This window comes from Amycolatopsis sp. CA-126428 (assembly GCF_002904335.1).
Classification (GTDB): Bacteria; Actinomycetota; Actinomycetes; order Mycobacteriales; family Pseudonocardiaceae; genus Amycolatopsis.
The window spans coordinates 82,591-100,980 of record NZ_PPHF01000129.1; the positions used below are offsets into that span (position 1 = coordinate 82,591).

General features: G+C 72.6%; 9 protein-coding genes. 6 read left to right on the forward strand and 3 right to left on the reverse strand.

Annotation, left to right across the window (positions count from 1 at the left end):
- Positions 1 to 23 precede the first annotated feature (23 nt).
- Positions 24 to 10,637 (reverse strand): non-ribosomal peptide synthetase, encoded by a 10,614-nt coding sequence (locus C2L58_RS31510; RefSeq protein ID WP_103341309.1) that lies wholly within the window; start codon positions 10,635 to 10,637, stop codon positions 24 to 26.
- A gap of 149 nt (positions 10,638 to 10,786) precedes the next feature.
- On the opposite strand from C2L58_RS31510, the gene C2L58_RS51320 reads away from it, so the two are divergent.
- Positions 10,787 to 11,272, forward strand: a complete 486-nt coding sequence (locus C2L58_RS51320; RefSeq protein ID WP_255410601.1) for a cation:proton antiporter — start codon at positions 10,787 to 10,789, stop codon at positions 11,270 to 11,272.
- Positions 11,269 to 12,093: a cation:proton antiporter gene (locus C2L58_RS31515; RefSeq protein WP_255410602.1), complete on the forward strand. Its 825-nt coding sequence runs from the start codon at positions 11,269 to 11,271 to the stop codon at positions 12,091 to 12,093. Before C2L58_RS51320 ends, C2L58_RS31515 begins: the two co-directional genes overlap by 4 nt.
- A gap of 18 nt (positions 12,094 to 12,111) precedes the next feature.
- On the opposite strand, the gene C2L58_RS31520 is transcribed toward C2L58_RS31515, so the two are convergent.
- Positions 12,112 to 12,651 carry a flavin reductase family protein gene (locus C2L58_RS31520; protein ID WP_103341310.1) on the reverse strand — a complete coding sequence of 180 codons (540 nt, stop codon included), beginning with the start codon at positions 12,649 to 12,651 and terminating at the stop codon, positions 12,112 to 12,114.
- A 285-nt stretch (positions 12,652 to 12,936) separates the two neighbouring features.
- Between C2L58_RS31520 and C2L58_RS31525 the strand changes: the two genes are divergently transcribed.
- From C2L58_RS31525 to C2L58_RS31540, 4 genes are all read left to right on the forward strand, one after another.
- Positions 12,937 to 15,003: an AMP-binding protein gene (locus C2L58_RS31525; RefSeq protein WP_103341311.1), complete on the forward strand. Its 2,067-nt coding sequence runs from the start codon at positions 12,937 to 12,939 to the stop codon at positions 15,001 to 15,003.
- A 22-nt stretch (positions 15,004 to 15,025) separates the two neighbouring features.
- Positions 15,026 to 16,072, forward strand: coding sequence for an amidohydrolase family protein (locus C2L58_RS31530; RefSeq protein WP_103341312.1), 1,047 nt, complete (start codon positions 15,026 to 15,028; stop codon positions 16,070 to 16,072).
- A gap of 219 nt (positions 16,073 to 16,291) precedes the next feature.
- Positions 16,292 to 16,918 (forward strand): ATP-dependent Clp protease proteolytic subunit, encoded by a 627-nt coding sequence (locus C2L58_RS31535; RefSeq protein WP_103341385.1) that lies wholly within the window; start codon positions 16,292 to 16,294, stop codon positions 16,916 to 16,918.
- Positions 16,919 to 17,033: 115 nt separating this feature from the next.
- Positions 17,034 to 17,588, forward strand: coding sequence for an ATP-dependent Clp protease proteolytic subunit (locus tag C2L58_RS31540; RefSeq protein ID WP_158264193.1), 555 nt, complete (start codon positions 17,034 to 17,036; stop codon positions 17,586 to 17,588).
- Positions 17,589 to 17,619: 31 nt separating this feature from the next.
- On the opposite strand, the gene C2L58_RS31545 is transcribed toward C2L58_RS31540, so the two are convergent.
- Complete coding sequence (locus C2L58_RS31545) at positions 17,620 to 18,264, reverse strand: response regulator transcription factor (protein ID WP_158264194.1); 645 nt, start codon at positions 18,262 to 18,264, stop codon at positions 17,620 to 17,622.
- Between the last annotated feature and the right edge of the window lie 126 nt (positions 18,265 to 18,390).

An 18,390-nucleotide genomic window follows, 5' to 3' on the forward strand; every position in this document is an offset into this window, starting at 1 on the left:
GGGTTCCTCCGCAGTCCGCACGGTCAGATCGCCAGTGCCGTCAGGTCGGCGACCCGTTCGCGCAGCCGGTCCAGGTCGTCGAACCCGTCCCGCGGCGCCCGGGAGCCGGGCGCCGCGGCCGGCACCCCGTCCGGGAGCAGGAGAACCTCGTCGTCGCCCAAGGTGATCCCGCGGGTGTGCACGGCCGGGCCGAACTTCATCAGGGTCAGCCGGCTCGCCGGGCCCGCGCAGAGCCGTTCGACCGCGGCCACGAACTCGTCCGGGCTGATGAGCGGGACGGCGTTGTTCAGCAGCGTCGAGCGGCCGGCGCCGGCTGCCGCGTTGGTGAAGCAGTAGCCCAGGTTGATCACCTTGGCCACGCACCCGTGCCGGCGTTGCACCGTCGCGGCGAACGAATCCATGAACGTGCAGGCGGCCGCGTAGTTCGCCTGCTTGATGGCCTTCAGGTAGGAGTTGATGGACGAGAGGAACAGCGCCAGTTCGAGCGAATCGCCGCCCCAGGTGTCCAGCAGCCGCACGCTCGCGTCGACCTTGCTCCGCAGCACGTCGTGGAACTCCGGTTCGGTCATCCTGTCCAGGCTCGCGCCGGCGAACACCAGCCCCGACTGGACGACGCCGTGGACGGGTCCGAACCGCCGGTCGGTTTCCTCCCGCGCGGCACGGAGGGCGGCGGCGCTGGTGGCGTCCGCACGGATGTAGTGCGGCGCCGGGCCCCCGGAGCCCGCCGCGCGGCCGATCGCGGCGTCGACGCGCGCGTCACGGGGCCGCCGGCCGAGCCACACCACCTGGGCGCGGTACCGCCGGATCAGGTGTTCGCTGAGGGCCACGCCCAGCCCGCCGGCCCCGCCGGCGATGACGTAGGTGCCGCCCTCGCGGAACCTCGACGGCTCCGGCGCGCCGGCCCGGACGGGCAGCAGGCGCTGCCGGTACCACGTGCCTCCCCGGTGGATCCGCAGGTCACCGTCCGGGTCGGCGGGCAGGCTCAGCACCGCGGAGAGCGAGCCGCCGTCGTACGCCTCGACGTCCGCGACCCGGACCGTCCACAAGGGATACTCCTTCGCGGCCGAGCCCGCCAGGCCCGCGATCCCGGCGTGGGCGGGATCGAGCGGCTCGGTCTCGAACACCGCGTGCGCGCGGTGCGTGATCAGGGTCCACCCCAGCCGGCGGTCGCCGTACCCGGCGGCGAGCACCGCCTTCACCGTGCGGAAGACCTGCAGGGTGCCGGTGGACTGGGCGTCGACAAGCCGGTCGGCCGAGGACTCCGCCGCGTATTCGGGCGCCACCCAGATCAGGTGGTCGAGCACGGGCGCGGCCCGGACGGCGTCGTCGATTTCGCGTTGCGAACCGCACGCGGGCAGCACGTGGGCCGCCGGGTACCGGGCGAGGAGGACGTCCCTCGCGGCCGGGGTCGCCGCGACGACGCCGACCACGTCCGCGGTCCGCGGCCATGTCCCGGTTTCGCTCTCCCGGACCGGATCCCAGGCCGGGAGCAGGGTGACCGCCGCCGGTCCGGCGTCCGGGACGGGTCCGCCGCCGCGGACCGTGATCCCCCGGAGGGCCAGGCACACGTCGCCGTTCTCACTGGCCAGGTCGACGTCGATGCGCCCGGCGGCCGGCCCCGTCCCGCGGCGGATCCAAGCCCACATCTTCGCCGTGCACGGCCGGAGGATCTCGGCCCGCTCGATCGCGAACGTCAGGCCGCCCTCGTCCTCGCCGGTTCCGTGGAGCAGGCGCATGCCCTGCAGCGCCGAGTCCACCAGCACCGGGTGCAGGGGGAACTCGCCGGCCGTCCCGGCCACCGCATCGGGTAGTTCCAGTTGCGCGAGGACGGTTCCTTCGCCTTCGTACACCGCGACGCACCCTCGGAACGCCGGACCGTAGTCGACGCCGTGTTCCCGGTATTCCGCGTAGAAGCGTTCCGGCTCCATCGGCGTCCGCCGGAGGTCCCGGAGCAGCGTGGGCAGGTCGAGCGTCCGCCGCTCCGCGCCCTCGCCGGCCACGAGCCGGCCTTCGCAGTGCGTCACCGAAGTATCGGGCGAGTCCGTGGAGGACACCTGGAACCCGCCGTCCGCTCGCACGGCCACGTGCACCTCACGGGCGCCGCTGACGACGTCGAGCGGACGCAGGAAAGCGATGTCCCGCAAGCACACCACCTCGCCGGGCTGCGGCGCGACGGCGGCCCGAACCCATTCGAGGTACATCGCCCCGGGCACGATGGCCGTTCCCCGCACCCGGTGCTCCCGCAGGAAGAACTCGGCCCCGGTGAGCACCACGCGTTCCGGCGAACGCGGGCGGTCCGGCAGCGGGTACCGGCCCCGCTCGAAGGGGTAGCCCGGCAAGGGCACGCGCCGCCGGGGCTCGTCGCGGAACAGCTCCTCGAAGTCGGGCGTGCCCCCGTCGACGTACTCGGCAGCCAGGCGGCTCAGCTCTCCGTCCGGCGCCGGCCCGGGAGCGCGTTCGCCGGCGAGCCGGCGCCGCAGCTCGGCCAGGTCGTCCGCGACGCAGGCCCAGCGGACCTGGAAGTGTCTGCGTCCCAGGAGAAGTGTGTAGCTCACGTCGGCGAGCTCGAGGTCCGGGTGCGCTCGGCAATGCCGCGCGAGGCGGGTCATCTGCTCCCGCAGGGCTTCGTCCGTCCGCGCCGACAGCGCGATCAGCCGAGGGCCACCCCGCGTGGTCCGCCGGGGTCGGGCCGGCGCCTCCTCGATGACCGCGTGGACGTTCGTCCCGCTCGCCCCGAGGGACGTGACCGCCGCGCGGCGGCGGTCACCCGGCGGGGCCACCCAGTCCCGTCGCTCGGTGTGCACGAAGAACGGGCTGCCCGCCAGCACGACACTGGGGTTGGCCTCGCGGAAGTGCAGCAGGCCGGGAATCGTCCCGTGCTTCATCGCCAGCAGGACCTTGATGACCCCGGCCACGCCCGCCGCCTCCAGCGCGTGACCGATGTTGGCCTTGACCGAGCCCAGCGAGCAGAACTGCTCCTGGTCCGTCACCGCGCGGAAGGCGCGGGTCAGCGCGTTGAACTCCACCGGATCGCCGAGCTTCGTTCCGGTTCCGTGCGCCTCGACCAGCTGGATACCGGCGGTGTCGATCTCGAACTCCCGGTGGACCCGCCGGATCAGGCTCTCCTGGGAACTCCCGTTCGGCGCGGTGATGCCGTTGGAGGTGCCGTCCTGGTTGAGGCCGATGCCGCGGAGGACGCCGTGGACGTGGTCGCCATCGGCCTCGGCGTCCGAAAGCCGCTTCAGCACGATCACGCCGGCCCCCTCCGCCGGGACGAACCCGTCGGCGGCCGCGTCGAACGAACGGGACCGCCCCGACGGGGCGAGCATCCCCGCCCGCGAACCGGCGACGTAGACCCGGGGCGAACACTGGACGGCGACGCCCCCGGCGAGCGCGAGATCGGTCTCGCCCGTCCACAGTCCTTGGCACGCCAGGTAAACGGCGGTGAGCGAACTGGAGCACGCCGTGTTGACCGTCATCGCCGGCCCGTGCAGGTCCAGGTAGTAGGCCAGCCGGGCAGGCACCATCGAGTTCATGTTCCCCCAGTACGCCTGGGCCGGGTAGGCGAAGGGGGAAGTCAGGTCGAAGTAGTCGCCGCCACCGCTGCCGACGTAGATGCCGCAGCGTTCGCGGTCGATCGACGCGCCGGCGTGGCCCGCGTCCTCGAGCGCGTTCCACGCCTCCTGGAGGAACAGCCGCTGCTGCGGCTCCATGTAGCCGGCTTCCGCGCCGGAGATGCCGAAGAACAGCGGATCGAACTCGTCGATGCCGGTCATGAACCCGCCGTGGCGGCAGGTGGTCTGCCCGTCCGGGAGGTCCCACCGGGTCACCGGCGTGACCGGGTCGTGCCCGTCGGCCATCTGGCGCCAGAACTCGTCGAGGTCCCGGGCACCGGGAAACCGGCCGCTCATTCCGATGATGGCGATGGGTTCCCGCGGCCGAGGTGCTTCGGTGGCCGGCACCGGTTCGGTGGCCGGCACCGGTTCGGTGGCCGGCACCGGTTCGGCCACCTGGGGCCGGGCCGGGACCCGGACCACCTCGGCCCGCGGCTCCCCCTCTGCGAGCCGGTGGGCGGTGATGTCGTCGCCGTGTTCCGCCACGAGGAACTTCGTCAGCCGCCGGATCGACGGGTTGTCGAACAGGACGCTGGCGTCCAGGTCGGTGCCCAGCGACTCGTTGAGCATCCCCACCATGGCGACCCCGGTCAGGGAGTCCAGCCCGTAGTCGGCGAACGGCGCGTCGGGCTGCAGTTCGTCCCTGGTCAGTTTCAGCGACTCCATCAGGCAGCGCGCGAGGGCGTCCTCGACATACGCCGCTGTGGGAAGTTCCGGCCCGGTGGTCGCCGGCGCCGGGCGGCCCGCCCGCGCCGAGACGATCTGCATCCCCAGCTCCCGGGCCGGTCCTCCCAGGACGCCGACCGCGTCGAACCCGCTGCCGCGCAGCACCTCGCGCCACGAGTCCGCCGACAAGGCGGGCCCGCCCGGGATGCGGCGGCCGTCGGCGTGGCGGAACCAGCCGTCGAGGAACCCGAACGCGAGGTGCGCCCACCATTCGTTGGCGGTGACCTCGTTCAGCAGCAGGACTCCGCCGGGCCGCAGCAGCGCCCGGACGTGCTCGAGGGTCTCGGTGATGTCCCGGGTGGCGTGCAAGACGTTGTTGGCGACGACGACGTCGTACTCCCCGGCCGCGAAGCCCTGCGCGGCCGGGGACCGCTCCGCGTCGAAGACGCGGTAGGTCAGGTACGGGTGACGCGGAGAGAACCGCTTCTCCGCGGCGTTCAGGAACGCCTTGGATATGTCGGTGTACGCGTACTCCGATATCTCCCCTGCGACGTCGGCCAGCCGCTCGAAGATCCACTTGCTCGCGCTGCCGGTCCCGGCGCCGACCTCGAGGATCCGGAGGCCGGAACGCGCGTCGCCGCGCAGCCTGCCGACCTCGGCACGCACCTCGTCCGCCAGCGCGCAGTTGAAGTAGTCGGACGCGATGTTGCGGTTGTAGACCGCCTCGACGAGGTCGAAGGACCCGCCGGGGAACAGGACGGCCGTGGCCGTCGTCCGGCCCGCCAGGATGTCGGGCAGCGCCTCGAGCGAGCGGGTGGTCACCGTGGTCTTGGCGGCCAGCTCCGGATCGCCTTCGTGCGCGGCCGTCCACGCACGCCACTCACGCCACGCGCCGTCGACGTCCGGGTTCCGCGGGAGGTCGCCGGCACGGCTGAGTTCGCCCGCGTCCACCAGCACGTCCACCGTGTGGTCGAACCACTTCGCGTGCTCGGACGCGAGCACGCCACGCCGCCCCGGTTCCCGGAACACCCCGGCCGACCACAGCTGGGCCACCAGCAGCCGGCGCAGGATCGCGTTCATCTCGGCGGTGGTCCGCCGTCGACGCGCCAGGAACCGCTCGACGCCCTCGGCGCCGGCCGCGGCCACGAGCAGGGCCTCCGCACCAGCCGGTCCCGGCGGAGCGGCCGTCGGGGCCGGTACCGATGTCCCGGCCGGAGCGGCCGTCGGGGCCGGTACCGATGTCCCGGCCGGCGGGACCGCGGGCCGGGCCGGTGCCGGTGTCCCCGCCGGCCAGAACCGCTTCGTGTCGAACGGGTAGGTCGGCAAGCTCACCCGCCGGGGCGGGGTCGGGCCGTAGTAGCGGTCCCACTCGACGTCGATGCCACTCACCCACAGCGCGGCGACTTTTTCCCAGTCGCCGCACTCGATCCAGTCCGCGCCGAGTTCCTTGAGCTGCGGGGTCCGGGCGAAGAGCGAGACCAGTTCGTCGTCGTCCCGCCGGGCCCTGCCGCCGAAGGCCGTGCCGGGCACGTGTCCCGCCGCGGACGATTCGAGCTGCTCGGTCAGCTCGTCGAATCCGTCGACGACGAACGCGATCCGGACGGCCATCGCCCGCCGCCCCACCTGCAGCGTGTACGCCAGCGAGGCCAGGTCGCCGCCGCCGGCCCGGTACCCGGGCAGGAACGCCAGGAACTCGCGGGCGAGCGCTTCGAGCCGGCCGCCGTCCCGCGCCGAGAGGACCACCAGGTGCGGTCCCTCGACCGGGGACGCCGCCCGGGGACGCGGGTCCGTCCGTTCGAGCACCGCGTGCGCGTTGGTCCCGCCGATGCCGAACGAGCTGAGTCCCGCCCGCACCGGCTCGGCCCCGCCCGCTTCCAGCGGGAGGTTCCGGTCGGTCACGAAGAACGGCGAGTTCGCCCAGTCGATGGCCTTGTTCGGCACGGAACAGTGCAGCGTCTTCGGCACTTCGCCGTGGTGGAGGCTCAGGGCCAGCTTGATCAGGCCGGCGATCCCGGCGGCGGCGTCAAGGTGGCCGATGTTGCTCTTGACCGAGCCGATCCCGACGTAGCCCCGACGGTCCGTGTAGTGCCGGTACGCCTCGGTCAGCGCTTCGACCTCGACGGGATCGCCCAGCTTGGTGCCCGTGCCGTGCGCTTCGACGTACCGGATCGTCTCGGGGTCCACGCCCGAGGCGTCCAGGGCGGCGCGGATGACGTCGGCCTGGCCTTGCACGCTCGGGGCGTAGAACCCGGCCTTGGCGCCGCCGTCGTTGTTGACCGCCACCCCGCGGATCAGGCAGTAGACGTGGTCGCCGTCGGCGAACGCGTCGCGGGCGCGCTTGAGCACGACCACGCCGACCCCTTCGCCGCCGGTCATGCCGTCGGCCGCGTCGTCGAACGCGCGGCACCGGCCGTCGCTGGAGAAGTTCAGGCCCGGCTGGTGCACGTAACCCAACTCCATGCTGGACCCGAGGCTGGCGGCGCCGACCACGGCCTGGTCGGTTTCGCCGGAGCGCAGGCCCTGGCACGCGAGGTGGAGGCCGCTCAGCGCCGACGAGCAGTTGCTGCTCACCGCCATGCTGGGGCCGCCGAGTCCGAGCCGGCTCGAGATCATCGTGGGGATGCTGCCGCCCTGAGCCAGTAACCACGCCGCGTAGCTCTCGGTGCTGGCCAGCACCCGGGTCCCGGCGGCGTTCTCCATCAGGCTCGGCAGCAGGGCCTGGTAGAAATTGTTGCTCACCGACGTGTAGACGCTGGTGCGGGGAACGTCCTCCGGCCGGTGGCCGGCGTCCTCCAGCGCTTTCCACGCGTGCTGCAGCAGGAGCCTGCCCTGCGGGTCCATGAACTCGGCGTCGCGCGGCGAGATCCCGAAGAACGCCGGGTCGAACTCCGCCGTGCCCTCGATCCCCGGCCGATGCGGCACGTACCCGGCCCGGCCGACCAGCTCGTCGGGCACCCCGAGCGCACGCAGCTCCTCCGGCGACCAGGACGCGTTGCCCGCCTTGCCGTCCCGGAGGTCGTCCCAGAACGCCCGGTGGTCGTCGGCGCCGGGGAACCGGCAGGAGATGCCGACCACCGCCACCGCGTCGTCGAGGTACTCGCGATCGACGGCGGGCCCGTCCTCTTCGGCGGCGGCCCGCCCGGCGAAGCCGCGGGAGGCGCCCGCGGGCCCTTCCAGGTGCCGGGCCATGGCCGCGATCGACGCGTGGGCGAACAGGGCGGTCGGCCGCAGGTCGCGGCCGAACGCGCGGTTGATCTCGGCCACCACTTCGATGGCCGAGAAGGAGTCTCCGCCCGCGTCGAAAAAGCCCTCCTCGCGGTCGACGTCGTCGCGGCCGAGGACCGCGGTGAAGATCTGGCGCAGGACGCGCTCGGCCCGGGGCGAACCGGAGACGTGCCGCGCCGGTGCGGCCGGGGCCCGGTCGCCGGAGGCGCGCAGCCGCCCCCGATCGATCTTGCCGCTGGCCGTGAGCGGGAAGGAGGCGAGCACCACGTACGCACTGGGCACCATGTAAGCGGGCAAGGTCTTCTCGAGGTGCGCGCGCAGTGCCTTCTCGTCGAGGGCGCCCCCGTGGTCACCGGGCACGGTGAGGTACGCCGTGAGCCGCTCGCGCTCGACCACCACGACACTCGCGGCGACGTCGGGGTGCCCGTCGAGCGCGGCCTCGATCTCGCCGGGCTCGATCCGGTAGCCGCGGAGCTTGACCTGGTCGTCCATCCGGCCGAGGACGACCAGCTCGCCGTTCGGCAGCCGGCGCACGACGTCGCCGGTCCGGTACATCCGCCCGCCGGGCACGAACGGGTCCTCGACGAACCGTTCCGCGGTCAGCCGCGGCTTCCCGTGGTACCCCGGCGCCACGCCGTGTCCCGCGATGCACAGCTCCCCCGGCACCCCGACGGGCACCGGCTGCGCGTGCCGGTCGAGCACGTACAACCGGGTGTTCGCGACCGGCGTCCCGATGGTCACCGGCTCGTCGGGGCGAAGCCGCTTCATCGACGAGTAGAGCGTGGTTTCCGTGGGGCCGTACAGGTTCCACGCCTCACCGAGGGCCAAGAGCCGGTCCTTCAGGTGCTCCGGCAGCGCTTCCCCGGTGCAGAGCAGCTTGGCACCGCTGGGGTTGCGCCAGCCGACGCGCAGCAGCATGGCCCAGGTGACCGGCGTGGCCTGCACGACGGTCGGCCGCCACCGCGCCAGTTCCGCGGCGAGCAGGGTGGCGTCCTTGACCGTCGCCGCGTCGTGGATGCGGCACTGCCCGCCGGTGATCAGCGGCAGGAACAGCTCCAGGGCGGCGATGTCGAAGCTGTAGGTGGCGATGGCGGGCAGCCGGTCGTCCGGGGTGAGCTCGAGCGACCGCCCCACCGAGAGCAGGATGTTGGTCAGCGACCGGTGGGAAACCATCACGCCCTTGGGCTTTCCCGTGCTGCCCGAGGTGTAGATGACGTACGCCGCGGCCGGCCGCGCATCCGCGTTCCCGGGCTCGGCACCAGGGACGTCCGTGCGGTCGAGCACGTGCAGTGCGGCGCCGCGTAAGTCCACATCGGACAGTGTGGGCACGGACGCCTCGTCGCAGACGACCAGACCGGCCCCGCTGTCTTCGACCAGGTACGAGAGGCGCTCCGCCGGTAGGCCCGGGTCCAGCGGCACGTACGCCGCGCCGGTCTTCATGATCGCGAGCAGGCCGGCGACAAGGTCGAGCGACCGCGCGAAGCTCGCTCCCACGCGATCCCCGGCCCGGACTCCCCGGCGCAGCAGCGCGCCGGCCAGCGCCGAAGCGCGGTCCTCGAGCTCGCCGTAGGTCAGGGACCGTTCCCCGCAGCTCGCCGCGGCCCGGTCCGGGTGCGCGGCCGCCCGCTCGGCGAACAACTCCCAGACCGTCCGGCCCTCGGGGTACTCGGCGTCGGTGCGGTTCCACTCGTCGAGGACGAGCCGCCGCTCCGCCGGAGCCAGCATCCGCAGCCGGCCGAGCTGCGCGGGCCCGTCCCCGGCGAGAAGAGCGTCCAGCAGGACGCCGAAGTGGCCGGCCAGGCCCGCGACGGTGGCGGCGGAGAACACGCCCGGGTGGTACTTCCAGTACAGCTCGAACCCGTCACCGGGGACGACGTCCAGCGTCAGGTCGTACTCGCCCAGCTGGTGCAGACCCGCCACCGCCTGGAACGACCACGTGTCGCGCAGCTCGCCGGCCAGTGCGTCCAGTCGGCCGGCGAGCGAGAAGTTCTGGTAGTTGAAGACGGCCTGGAACACCGGTGAGCGGAGGTCGCCGCGGTCACCGGTCTCGCGCACGATGCGGGGGAACGGGTAGGACGCGTGGTCGAGGGCTTCGAACACCGTGGCCTGCAGGCGCCGGGCGAACTCCGGCACGGGCACGTCGTCGGCCGGCTTGCTCCGGATGGGCAGGACGTTGACGAAGTAGCCGACCGTCGAATCGAAGCGACCCGACGGGCGCGCGGCCACCGGCATCCCGACGACGATGTCCTCCTGCCCGGTGTACCGGTACAGCAAGGTCTTGAAGACGGCCAGGAGGAGAACGGCGGGCACGACCTCGTTCGCCGCCGCGAACGCCGTGACCGCCTCGGCCTGCTCGCGCGACAACCGGCCGGCGTGCACTTCGCCTTCGTGCGGCGCGTCGGGGGCAAGTGTCGCGTGGGTGGGCAGGCCGGTGAGCGGGACTCGCCCGGCCAGTTCCCGCCGCCAGAAGTCCCGGTCGCGGCGGGCGGACTCACCGCCGAGGAAGTCCCGCTCCCACGCGACGAACTCGCCGTAGTCCGCGGAATCGGGCCCGGCGGGCGGCTCCCCGCCTTCGACCCGCGCCTGGTAGGCGTGCAGCAGGGTGTCGAGCACGAGGCACAGCGACGGCCCGTCGAGGATGACGTGGTGCACGACCACGAGGACGTAGACCTCGGCCTCGGCGCGCGCGAGCACGGACACGCGCACCAGGGGTCCGTCCGCCAGGTCGAACGGGTGCTTGGCCAGCTTCTTCAGGTGGTCGAGCACGCCGTCGGCGGGCACGTCGGAGATGTCCGCGCGCTCCACCCGGAAGCGGCCGGCGTCGATGGGCACCAGATGCGGCCCGTCATCGTCTTCCCGCACCACGGACGCCAGGATCGGGTGCCGCGAAACCGCGTCGTGCAACGCTTCCTCGAGCAAGGTTTCGTCGACGTGCGCGCAGGACAGGCAGACCGGAACGTTGTACGAGTAGGTGTCCGGTTCCATCTTGTGCAGTGCCCACAAGCCACGCTGCCCTTCCGACAGCGGGAGCTTCGCGGGCCCGGCCAGCTCGGCGCGCAACTGCGTCGTCGACAGCTCACCGGCGTCGTACCGGCGAGCGATTTCCCGGAGATCCCTGCTGGCGTCCCGCATCCGAAGATGCTGACAGGTCGGGGAGATCGCGACACCGCCTCGCTGGCGTGCCCTTCGGAGGTGCCCATCCGGTCACCGAGCCGTTCGCGCCCTTTCGCGGGAGCGACCGCGGAAATGACAATCGAGCGGAATCGAGCGGAAGGAACCCGATGACGTTCGCGGCCGGACCCGTTCCCTCGATCGGCGCCCACCAGATGCTGGTCTTCCTGCTCCAGATCGGGGTGCTGCTGGCCGCCGCGGTGCTGCTCGGCCGGCTCGCCGGACGGCTGGCCCTGCCGGCCCTGGTCGGCGAACTGGCCGCGGGCGTCCTCTTCGGCCCCTCGTTGTTCGGGCAGCTGCCGGTTTCCCACTGGCTGCTGCCCCGGGACCCGGCGCAGACGCACCTGCTCACCGCCGTGGCGCAGCTCGGTGTGCTGCTGCTGGTCGCCATCACCGGGGCGCACGTCGACCTCGGGCTGATCCGGCGCCGGCGCGGGCAGATCGCCGTGGTCAGCCTGGGCAGCGTGCTGTTGCCCCTCGCGGCCGGCTTCGGGCTCGGCTTCCTGCTGCCGGACTCGCTGATGGCGCCACCGCCGGCCGGCACGCCTTCGCCCTGTTCGTCGGAGTCGCGGTCGCCGTCAGCGCGCTCCCGGTGATCGCCAAGACCCTGCTCGACATGCGGTTGCTGCACCGCAACGTCGGCCAGGTCATCATCGGCGCGGCGGCGATCAGCGACATCGTCGGGTGGCTGCTGCTGTCGGTCGTGTCGGCGATGGTGACCAAGGGCCTGCGGGCCGGGATGGTCCTGGAGTCCGTCGGCTACCTGGTGGCGGTGCTCGTGTTCACCCTGGTGGCGGCGCGGCCGTTGGTCCGGTCGCTCCTGCGCCCGGCCGGGCGGTCGCACCAGCCGGGTGCCGGGGTCGCCACGGCCGTGGTGCTGATCATGTTGTCCGCGGCGGGCACCCAGGCGCTGGGCATGGAACCGATCCTGGGCGCGTTCCTGTGCGGCACGGTGATCGGTTCACTCGGGGGAGCGGCCCGCGGGTTCCTCGACTCCATGCGCCCGTTCGTGATGTCCACGCTGGCGCCCTTGTTCTTCGCGACCGCGGGACTGCAGGTGGACCTGTCGGCGCTGGGCCGTCCCCCGGTGCTGCTCGCGGCGGTGGTGCTGGTAGCGGTGGCGGTGGTGAGCAAGTTCGCCGGCGGCTACCTCGGCGCCCGGATCGCCCGCCTCGGCCACCTCGACTCCGTGGCCATCGGCGCGGGCCTCAACGCCCGCGGGGTGGTGGAGATCGTGGTCGCCACCGTCGGTCTCCAGCTCGGCGTGCTGACGACCGCCACCTACACGATCGTCGTCCTGGTGGCCGTGCTGACCTCGGCGATGGCGCCCCCGCTGCTGCGCCACTCGACGCGCGGGGTTCCGGAGACCGCAGTGGAGATCGAGCGGGAGCGCGAATACACCGGCCGCCGCGACTGACGGCCGCGGCCGCCGCGGTCACGCTCCCGGCGCGGCGGCCGGCCAGGCTGCGTACCGGCGCATGCCGTACAGCAAGGGCGGCGCCTGCCGGTGCGCCATCGCCACGACTTCGCCCAGCACGATCACGTGGTCGCTCGCCGTCATGGTCTGGGTGACCGCGCATTCCGCGATGGCGTGGGCGTGCGTCACCAGGTGGGGCAGTCCCAGCCGGGACGTCGGTGCCCACGGCAGCGCGGAAAACCGTTCCGGGCGGCAGGAAGCGAAGACTTCGGCGGCGTGCCGGGCGTTGCTGTGGAGCAGGTTGACCGCGAACCGGCCCCGGTCCCGGATCACCGCGAGGGTCGCGCTGCGGTGGGAGACACAGATGAGCAGCGTCGGCGGCGCCACCCCGACGCTGCAGAGGGACGAGCAGGTGAACCCGTGCGGCCTGCCGGCGCGGTCCATCGCGGTGACCACCGCGAGCCCGGTCGGGAACGCGCTCATCAGCTCCTTGAACGCGGCCGGGTCCTGAGTGGTCACCGGGTTTTCGAGGGGACGGGCCGGTGCGGGCTCTGGCATCGGTTGGCTCCCTTGGCGTTCGTGGTCCGATCGCGGTGGCGGACGGCCGATCTCCACGATATAGCGCGGAAATGCCACCGGTAGTGCCTGTTCGGCTCCCCTGCCGTCCACGGCGGTATGGCCGTGTTTCCCGTGGTCACCGGGCATTCCGCCGTGCCCGGCCCATCGGCCGTCGCCGAACGGCTACCCCGCCGGTGACCGATCGGCCGCGCCGTCGGGGGTTGGCCGGATCCGCGCCGGGCCCGGATCCTCGGCTGACACGGGGCACGACGGACAGGAGCCCGCATGACCGACCTCGCCGCCCACCCCCCGGACGCCGCGACCGGCACCCTGGCCGAGGTGCTGCGCGACAACGCCGAGCGGGCGCCGGACGCGACCGCGTTCCGGTTCCTGCCGCCCGGCCACACCCCGGGTGAGCGTGGCGAAGCGCTCACCCGGGCGGAACTGGACCTGCGAGCCCGCACCGTCGCGGCGGCGCTGCGGCGGGCAGGTGGCGAGCGGGCGCGCGTCCTGTTGGTGCTACCGCCCGGCCCGGACTTCCTCGCCGGCTTCGCCGGCTGCCTGTACGCGGGCGCGGTGGCCGTGCCGTGCTCGCCCGAGCTCTCCGGGAACGCGGCCGACCGGTTCGTCGCGGTGGCCGCGGACGCCGAAGTGACCGTCGTGCTCACCACCGACGCGCTCGCGCCGGCGCTGCGGAACAGGTGGGACCCGGCCACCGCGCCGCCGGTGACGTGGCTCACCGTCGACGCACCGGACGAAGACCACGCGCGGCGCTGGGTGCCGCCCCGGATCGCCGACGGCGACCCGGCGCTGCTCCAGTACACCTCGGGCTCGACCGGCCGCCCGAAGGGGGTGGCGGTGTCGGTGGGCAACCTCTCCGCCCAGATCGCCAACTTCCGCGCCCTCACCGGGCTGCCACCGGGCGGGAACGTCGTCTGCTGGATGTCGCCGCTGCACGCGCTCGGCCTCGGGCAGCTGCTGCTCGCCCAGCTGGTGGGGGGTGAGGCGGTGCTGATGACCCCGGAGGACTTCGTTGCCGACCCCTTCCGGTGGCTCGCGGCGATCTCCGCGACCCCGGGGCCGGTGTTCAGCGGCGGTCCGAACTTCGCCTACGAGCAGTGCGCCAAGTCGATCGGCGAGGACCTGCGCGCCGGGCTCGACCTGTCCGGCTGGGCGGTCGCCCTCATCGGCGGCGAGCGGGTCCAGGAAGCCACGCTGGACCGGTTCGCCGGCACCTTCGGACCGGCCGGGTTCCGCCGCTCCGCGTTGTTCCCGGCCTACGGCCTCACCGAGACGATGCAGATCGTCGTCGGCAAGCGCGAACCCGACCCGCTGGGGGTCGTCGTCGACGCCGCGGAACTGGAGCGGGGACGCGGCGAACCGGTGCCGCCCGGGACGGCGGTGCGCACCCAGGAGCTCGTGGGCTGCGGGGCCGCCGGGCCGTTCGGGCGCGTGCTCGTCGTGGACCCCGGGTCCCGCACGGAGTGCGCCGCCGGCCGGGTGGGCGAGGTGTGGGTGAGCGGACCGGTCGTCTGCCAGGGGTACTGGAACCGCCCGGCGGAGACGGCCGAGACCTTCGGCGGCACGCTGGCGAACGGCGACGGCCCGTTCCTCCGGACCGGCGACCTGGCGTTCTTCCACGGGACCGACCTCGTGCTCTGCGGGCGGCTGAAGGAACTGATCGTCATCAACGGCCGCAACCTCCACCCGCAGGACGTCGAAGAGGCCGTCCGGCGGGTCGAGCCCGCGCTGGCGACCCGGCCCGGCGCGGCCTTCTCCGTCGATTCGCCGGGCGGCGAGCGGCTCGTGGTCGTGCAGGCGATGGCGCCGGGTGACACCACCGCCGGCCCGGACGCGCTCGCCGAGCGGATCCGGCTCGGGGTGACGAGCGCGCACGGCGTGGACGTGCACGACGTCGTCCTCGTCGAACCCTCGGCGATCGCGCGCACGCAGAGCGGGAAGGTCCGCCGGCGGGGCACCCGCGACTCCTACCTCGAGGGCAGCCTCGTCCCGGTGGGCCGGAGCACGGCGGCGGCGCCGGCCACGGCACCCGACGGCACCCGCTCGGCCGCGGGTGGCCTGCTGCTCGCGCTGCCGGCCGAGGCCCGGGGGCCTGCCGTCGGCACCGAACTGCGCCGGCGGATCGCGACCCTGCTCGGCGTGGCTCCGGAGACCCTGCCGGACGACGAACCGCTGATCGGTCTCGGCCTGGAGTCGGTACGGATGATCAAGCTGCGCCACGAGGTCGAGCACGGCTACGGAGTCTCCCTGCCGATGTCCGAGTTCGTGCGCGCCACCCTGGCCGGCCTGGCCGGGGCGGTGCTGCGGGAAATCACCGGTCAGCCGAGCTGACCCCGAGATCGGACTGGAGACCATGGACATCGCCGAAGAGTGGCTGCTGGCCGACTCCGCCTGGTGGGGCGCCGGGCGCCGGTTCGGCCGGTGCGCGCTGCGCCTGCGTGACGGCGTTCCGGCCGCGGCCGGGCCGGTCGCCCCCGGGGCCGTGCCGGCCGGGGCCCGGGTGCGGTACCTCGGCGGCACCGTCCTGCCGGGTCTGCGCGACGCACACGTGCACTGCGGGCTCGTGGACCTGCGAGAGGTCCGCGCAGGCGGGATCGCCGAGGTCCACGACCTCGGCAGTGCCCACGAAGTGCTCGAAGCCCACCGCCGGGCCGATCCCGCGACCCTGCCGCGGATGCGGGTCGTCGGCGCCTTCCTGACCGCCCCGGGCGGGTATCCGGGCGACCGGTCCTGGGCCGCGCCGGGCAGCTTCCGCGAAGTGCGTTCGCCCCTCGACGCCGAGGCCGCCGTCGGTGAGCAGCGGCAGGCCGGCGCGCAGGCGATCAAGGTCGCGCTGAACTCCGACGCCGGACCGGTGTTCCCCGCCGCCGTGCTCGTGGCGATCGTCGCCGCCGCGCACGCCGCCGGCCTCGACGTCGTCGCCCACGTCGAAGGCCGGGCCACCACGCGGCTCGCCTGCGAAAGCGGCGTCGACCGGCTGGCGCACACGCCCTGGACCGAACGCGTCGACGACGCCCTCGTGGCCGACCTGGCCCGGAGCACGGTGTGGGTCAGCACACTCGACATCCACGGGTACGGCGCCGACACCCGGCAGCTGCGTACCGCGACGGGCAACCTCAGGCGGTTCCTCGAACACGGCGGGGTCGTCCACTATGGAACGGACCTGGGCAACGGACCGCTGCCGCCGGGCGTCAACCCCCGCGAGGTCGCCGCGCTGCTGGCCACCGGGCTCTCCCCGGACGACGTGCTCACCGCCATGATCGGCCCGGGCGAACCCGTCCCGCCGTGCTGGGTGCCCGGCGGCCTCGACCGGGAGCCCGGGCGGTTCGCCGGCTCGCTCGCGCTCGCACAGGTGGTCGACACGGTCACGCACGGTCTCGCCACGGGCCCGCTGCGGTAGCCCTCGGTGACGGCTCTCGTCCGGTCGCGGCGGTCACCCACCCGGACGGCCGGGGTCGCGAAAGACGAGGCCAGGGCGTCCGCTCTCCGCGAACCGGCAGTGCCGGAAGTACCGGCCGGTGAGATCACGACTAGAGTGGGGTTCGCAGGCTGGAATGCGGTAAGCGAAGGAGAGCGACACATGGAGAAGTTCGAGCAGCGGCCGGCCGCGGCGCCGTTCATGGCCGGCATCGGCCACCCGACCGCGTCCACCCCGGTGAGCGGCCTTTCCTGGGGCGACTCGCTCTACGACCGCCTCCTGGCTCAGCGGATCATCGTGCTCGGCCAGGAAGTGAACGACGAAATCGGGAACAAGCTCTGCGCGCAGATGCTGTTGCTGGCCGCGGAAGATCCCAGCGCCGACATCGCGATGTACATCAACTCGCCGGGTGGTTCCATCACCGCGGGAATGGCCATTTACGACACGATGAACCTGATTTCGTGCGACGTGGCCACGTACGCCATGGGAATGGCCGCGTCGATGGGCCAGTTCCTGCTCACGGCCGGGCAGCCCGGAAAGCGTTACGCGCTGCCCAACGCGGAGATCCTCATGCACCAGCCCCTGGGTGGCGTCGGCGGCAGCGAGTCCGACATCGCGATCCAGGCCGACCGGCTGCGCCGGATGAAGAAGCGCATGGCTTCGCTCATCGCCGAGCACAGCGGGCAGTCGCCCGAGCGGGTCATGCAGGACTCCGAGCGTGACCGCTGGTTCGGCGCGGACGAAGCCAAGGAGTACGGACTCGTCGACCACGTCATCACGCGCGCGTCCGACACGTCGGCGACCAACCCCACGCAGCCCGGACGCTGAGCGAGTCACCTCCGGCGGTCCGGCCCGGCGGAGGTGACCGGCTGCGGGTCTGTCGAGACCATCGCCTGACGAGCGTCGGGAGGAGCGACGACGAATGTCTTTGCACAGCTGGGCGATGGACAAGCTGATGAGCGACATGTTCGACGACCGGACGATCATCATCAGCGGCGAGCTGGACAGAAGTGTCTCGACGGCGGTGATCTCGCAGTTGTTGCTGTTGAACGCCACCGACCCCGACGAGGACGTCAACGTCTACATCGACAGCGCAGCCGGCTCCGTCTCAGCCGGGTTTGCGATCTGCGACATGATGAACTGGATCATGCCGGAAGTTTCCACCCTGGCCATCGGCGCAGTGGGGTCGGTGGCGGCCATGGTGCTGTGCAGCGGGGCGATGGGCAAGAGGTACGCACTCCCGGGCTCGGACGTCGTCCTGCGCCTGCCCGGCCGCGAAGAAGGTCTCGCCGAGGAGCGCGTGAAGCCGTCGGCGGCTGCCCACGAGCGATGGGTCGGCGAAATGGTGCAGCTGCTCGCCGAGCGAACCGGGCAGCGCTCGGAGACCGTCGCCGCCGACCTCCGCAACCACCATCGCCTCTCGGCGGCCGGCTCGGTCGCCTACGGCATCGTGGACCAGGTGGTGGCCGGCCGAAAGTTCGCCCCCCAGTCGAACTGACGGAGCTGTCCCGAACCCCCGGCAGCTCGGATCAATCGCTCAGCAGGCCGTCACGGATGGCGTAGGCCACGGCGAGAGTCCGGTTCGGGCAGTTCAGCTTGGCCAGGAGGTTCGCCACATGACGCTTGGCTCCGTGCACCGAAATGCCGAGCCGGCGGCCGATCTGCTTGTTGCTCATCCCTTCGGCCAGCAGGCCGAGAGCTTGCCGCTCGCGCGGGGTGAGGCGGAAGTCGGTCGTTCGCGGCTGGCCCTGCCGGCGAAGCTCCGCGAAGAGCTTCCTGGCCAGCGAGGACGGCAGAGCCATGTCCCCACGCTGCAACCTCAGCAGAGTGTCCTCGAGCGTCTTCGGGTCGACCGCGGATTCCAGGAGGAATCCCTCGGCCGGCAGCGTCGCCGCTTGAGCGACCGCATCGTCGCTGATGTCCCGCAGCATGGCCACCGTTTTCACGCCGCGTCTCGCCGCTACCACGGCAACCTGCTCGAACTCGTCCAGGGCGTCGGCGGAGAGGAGAACGATGTCGAAGGTCCGGTTTTCCAGGAGGGTCACCGCCTCACGGAAACTCGCGCACCCGTGAACGGCCTTGACCGGGGAAAGGCTGCGCAGCATGTACGTGAGGCCCCACCTCGAGACGCCGTTCGGAAGCGCCACCAGTACCGAGAGTTCGACATCGCGCAATCGGGCGACACCTTCCACACCACGGTCTTGAGCCGCGGAGCTCTGTCCGTTTCTCACTTCAACAGCTCCCAGAGTCGCTTTGCCGGCTTCGCGCGGAACGCTACGACAGGCCACTGATTCCCCCAT

Coding starts and splice junctions, on each gene's coding strand:
- C2L58_RS31510 (WP_103341309.1), bottom strand. CDS start 10,637: ATGCGGGACGCCAGCAGGGATCTCCGGGAAATCGCTCGCCGGTACGAC.
- C2L58_RS31525 (WP_103341311.1), top strand. CDS start 12,937: ATGACCGACCTCGCCGCCCACCCCCCGGACGCCGCGACCGGCACCCTG.
- C2L58_RS31540 (WP_158264193.1), top strand. CDS start 17,034: ATGGACAAGCTGATGAGCGACATGTTCGACGACCGGACGATCATCATC.
- C2L58_RS31530 (WP_103341312.1), top strand. CDS start 15,026: ATGGACATCGCCGAAGAGTGGCTGCTGGCCGACTCCGCCTGGTGGGGC.
- C2L58_RS31535 (WP_103341385.1), top strand. CDS start 16,292: ATGGCCGGCATCGGCCACCCGACCGCGTCCACCCCGGTGAGCGGCCTT.
- C2L58_RS31520 (WP_103341310.1), bottom strand. CDS start 12,651: ATGCCAGAGCCCGCACCGGCCCGTCCCCTCGAAAACCCGGTGACCACT.
- C2L58_RS51320 (WP_255410601.1), top strand. CDS start 10,787: ATGACGTTCGCGGCCGGACCCGTTCCCTCGATCGGCGCCCACCAGATG.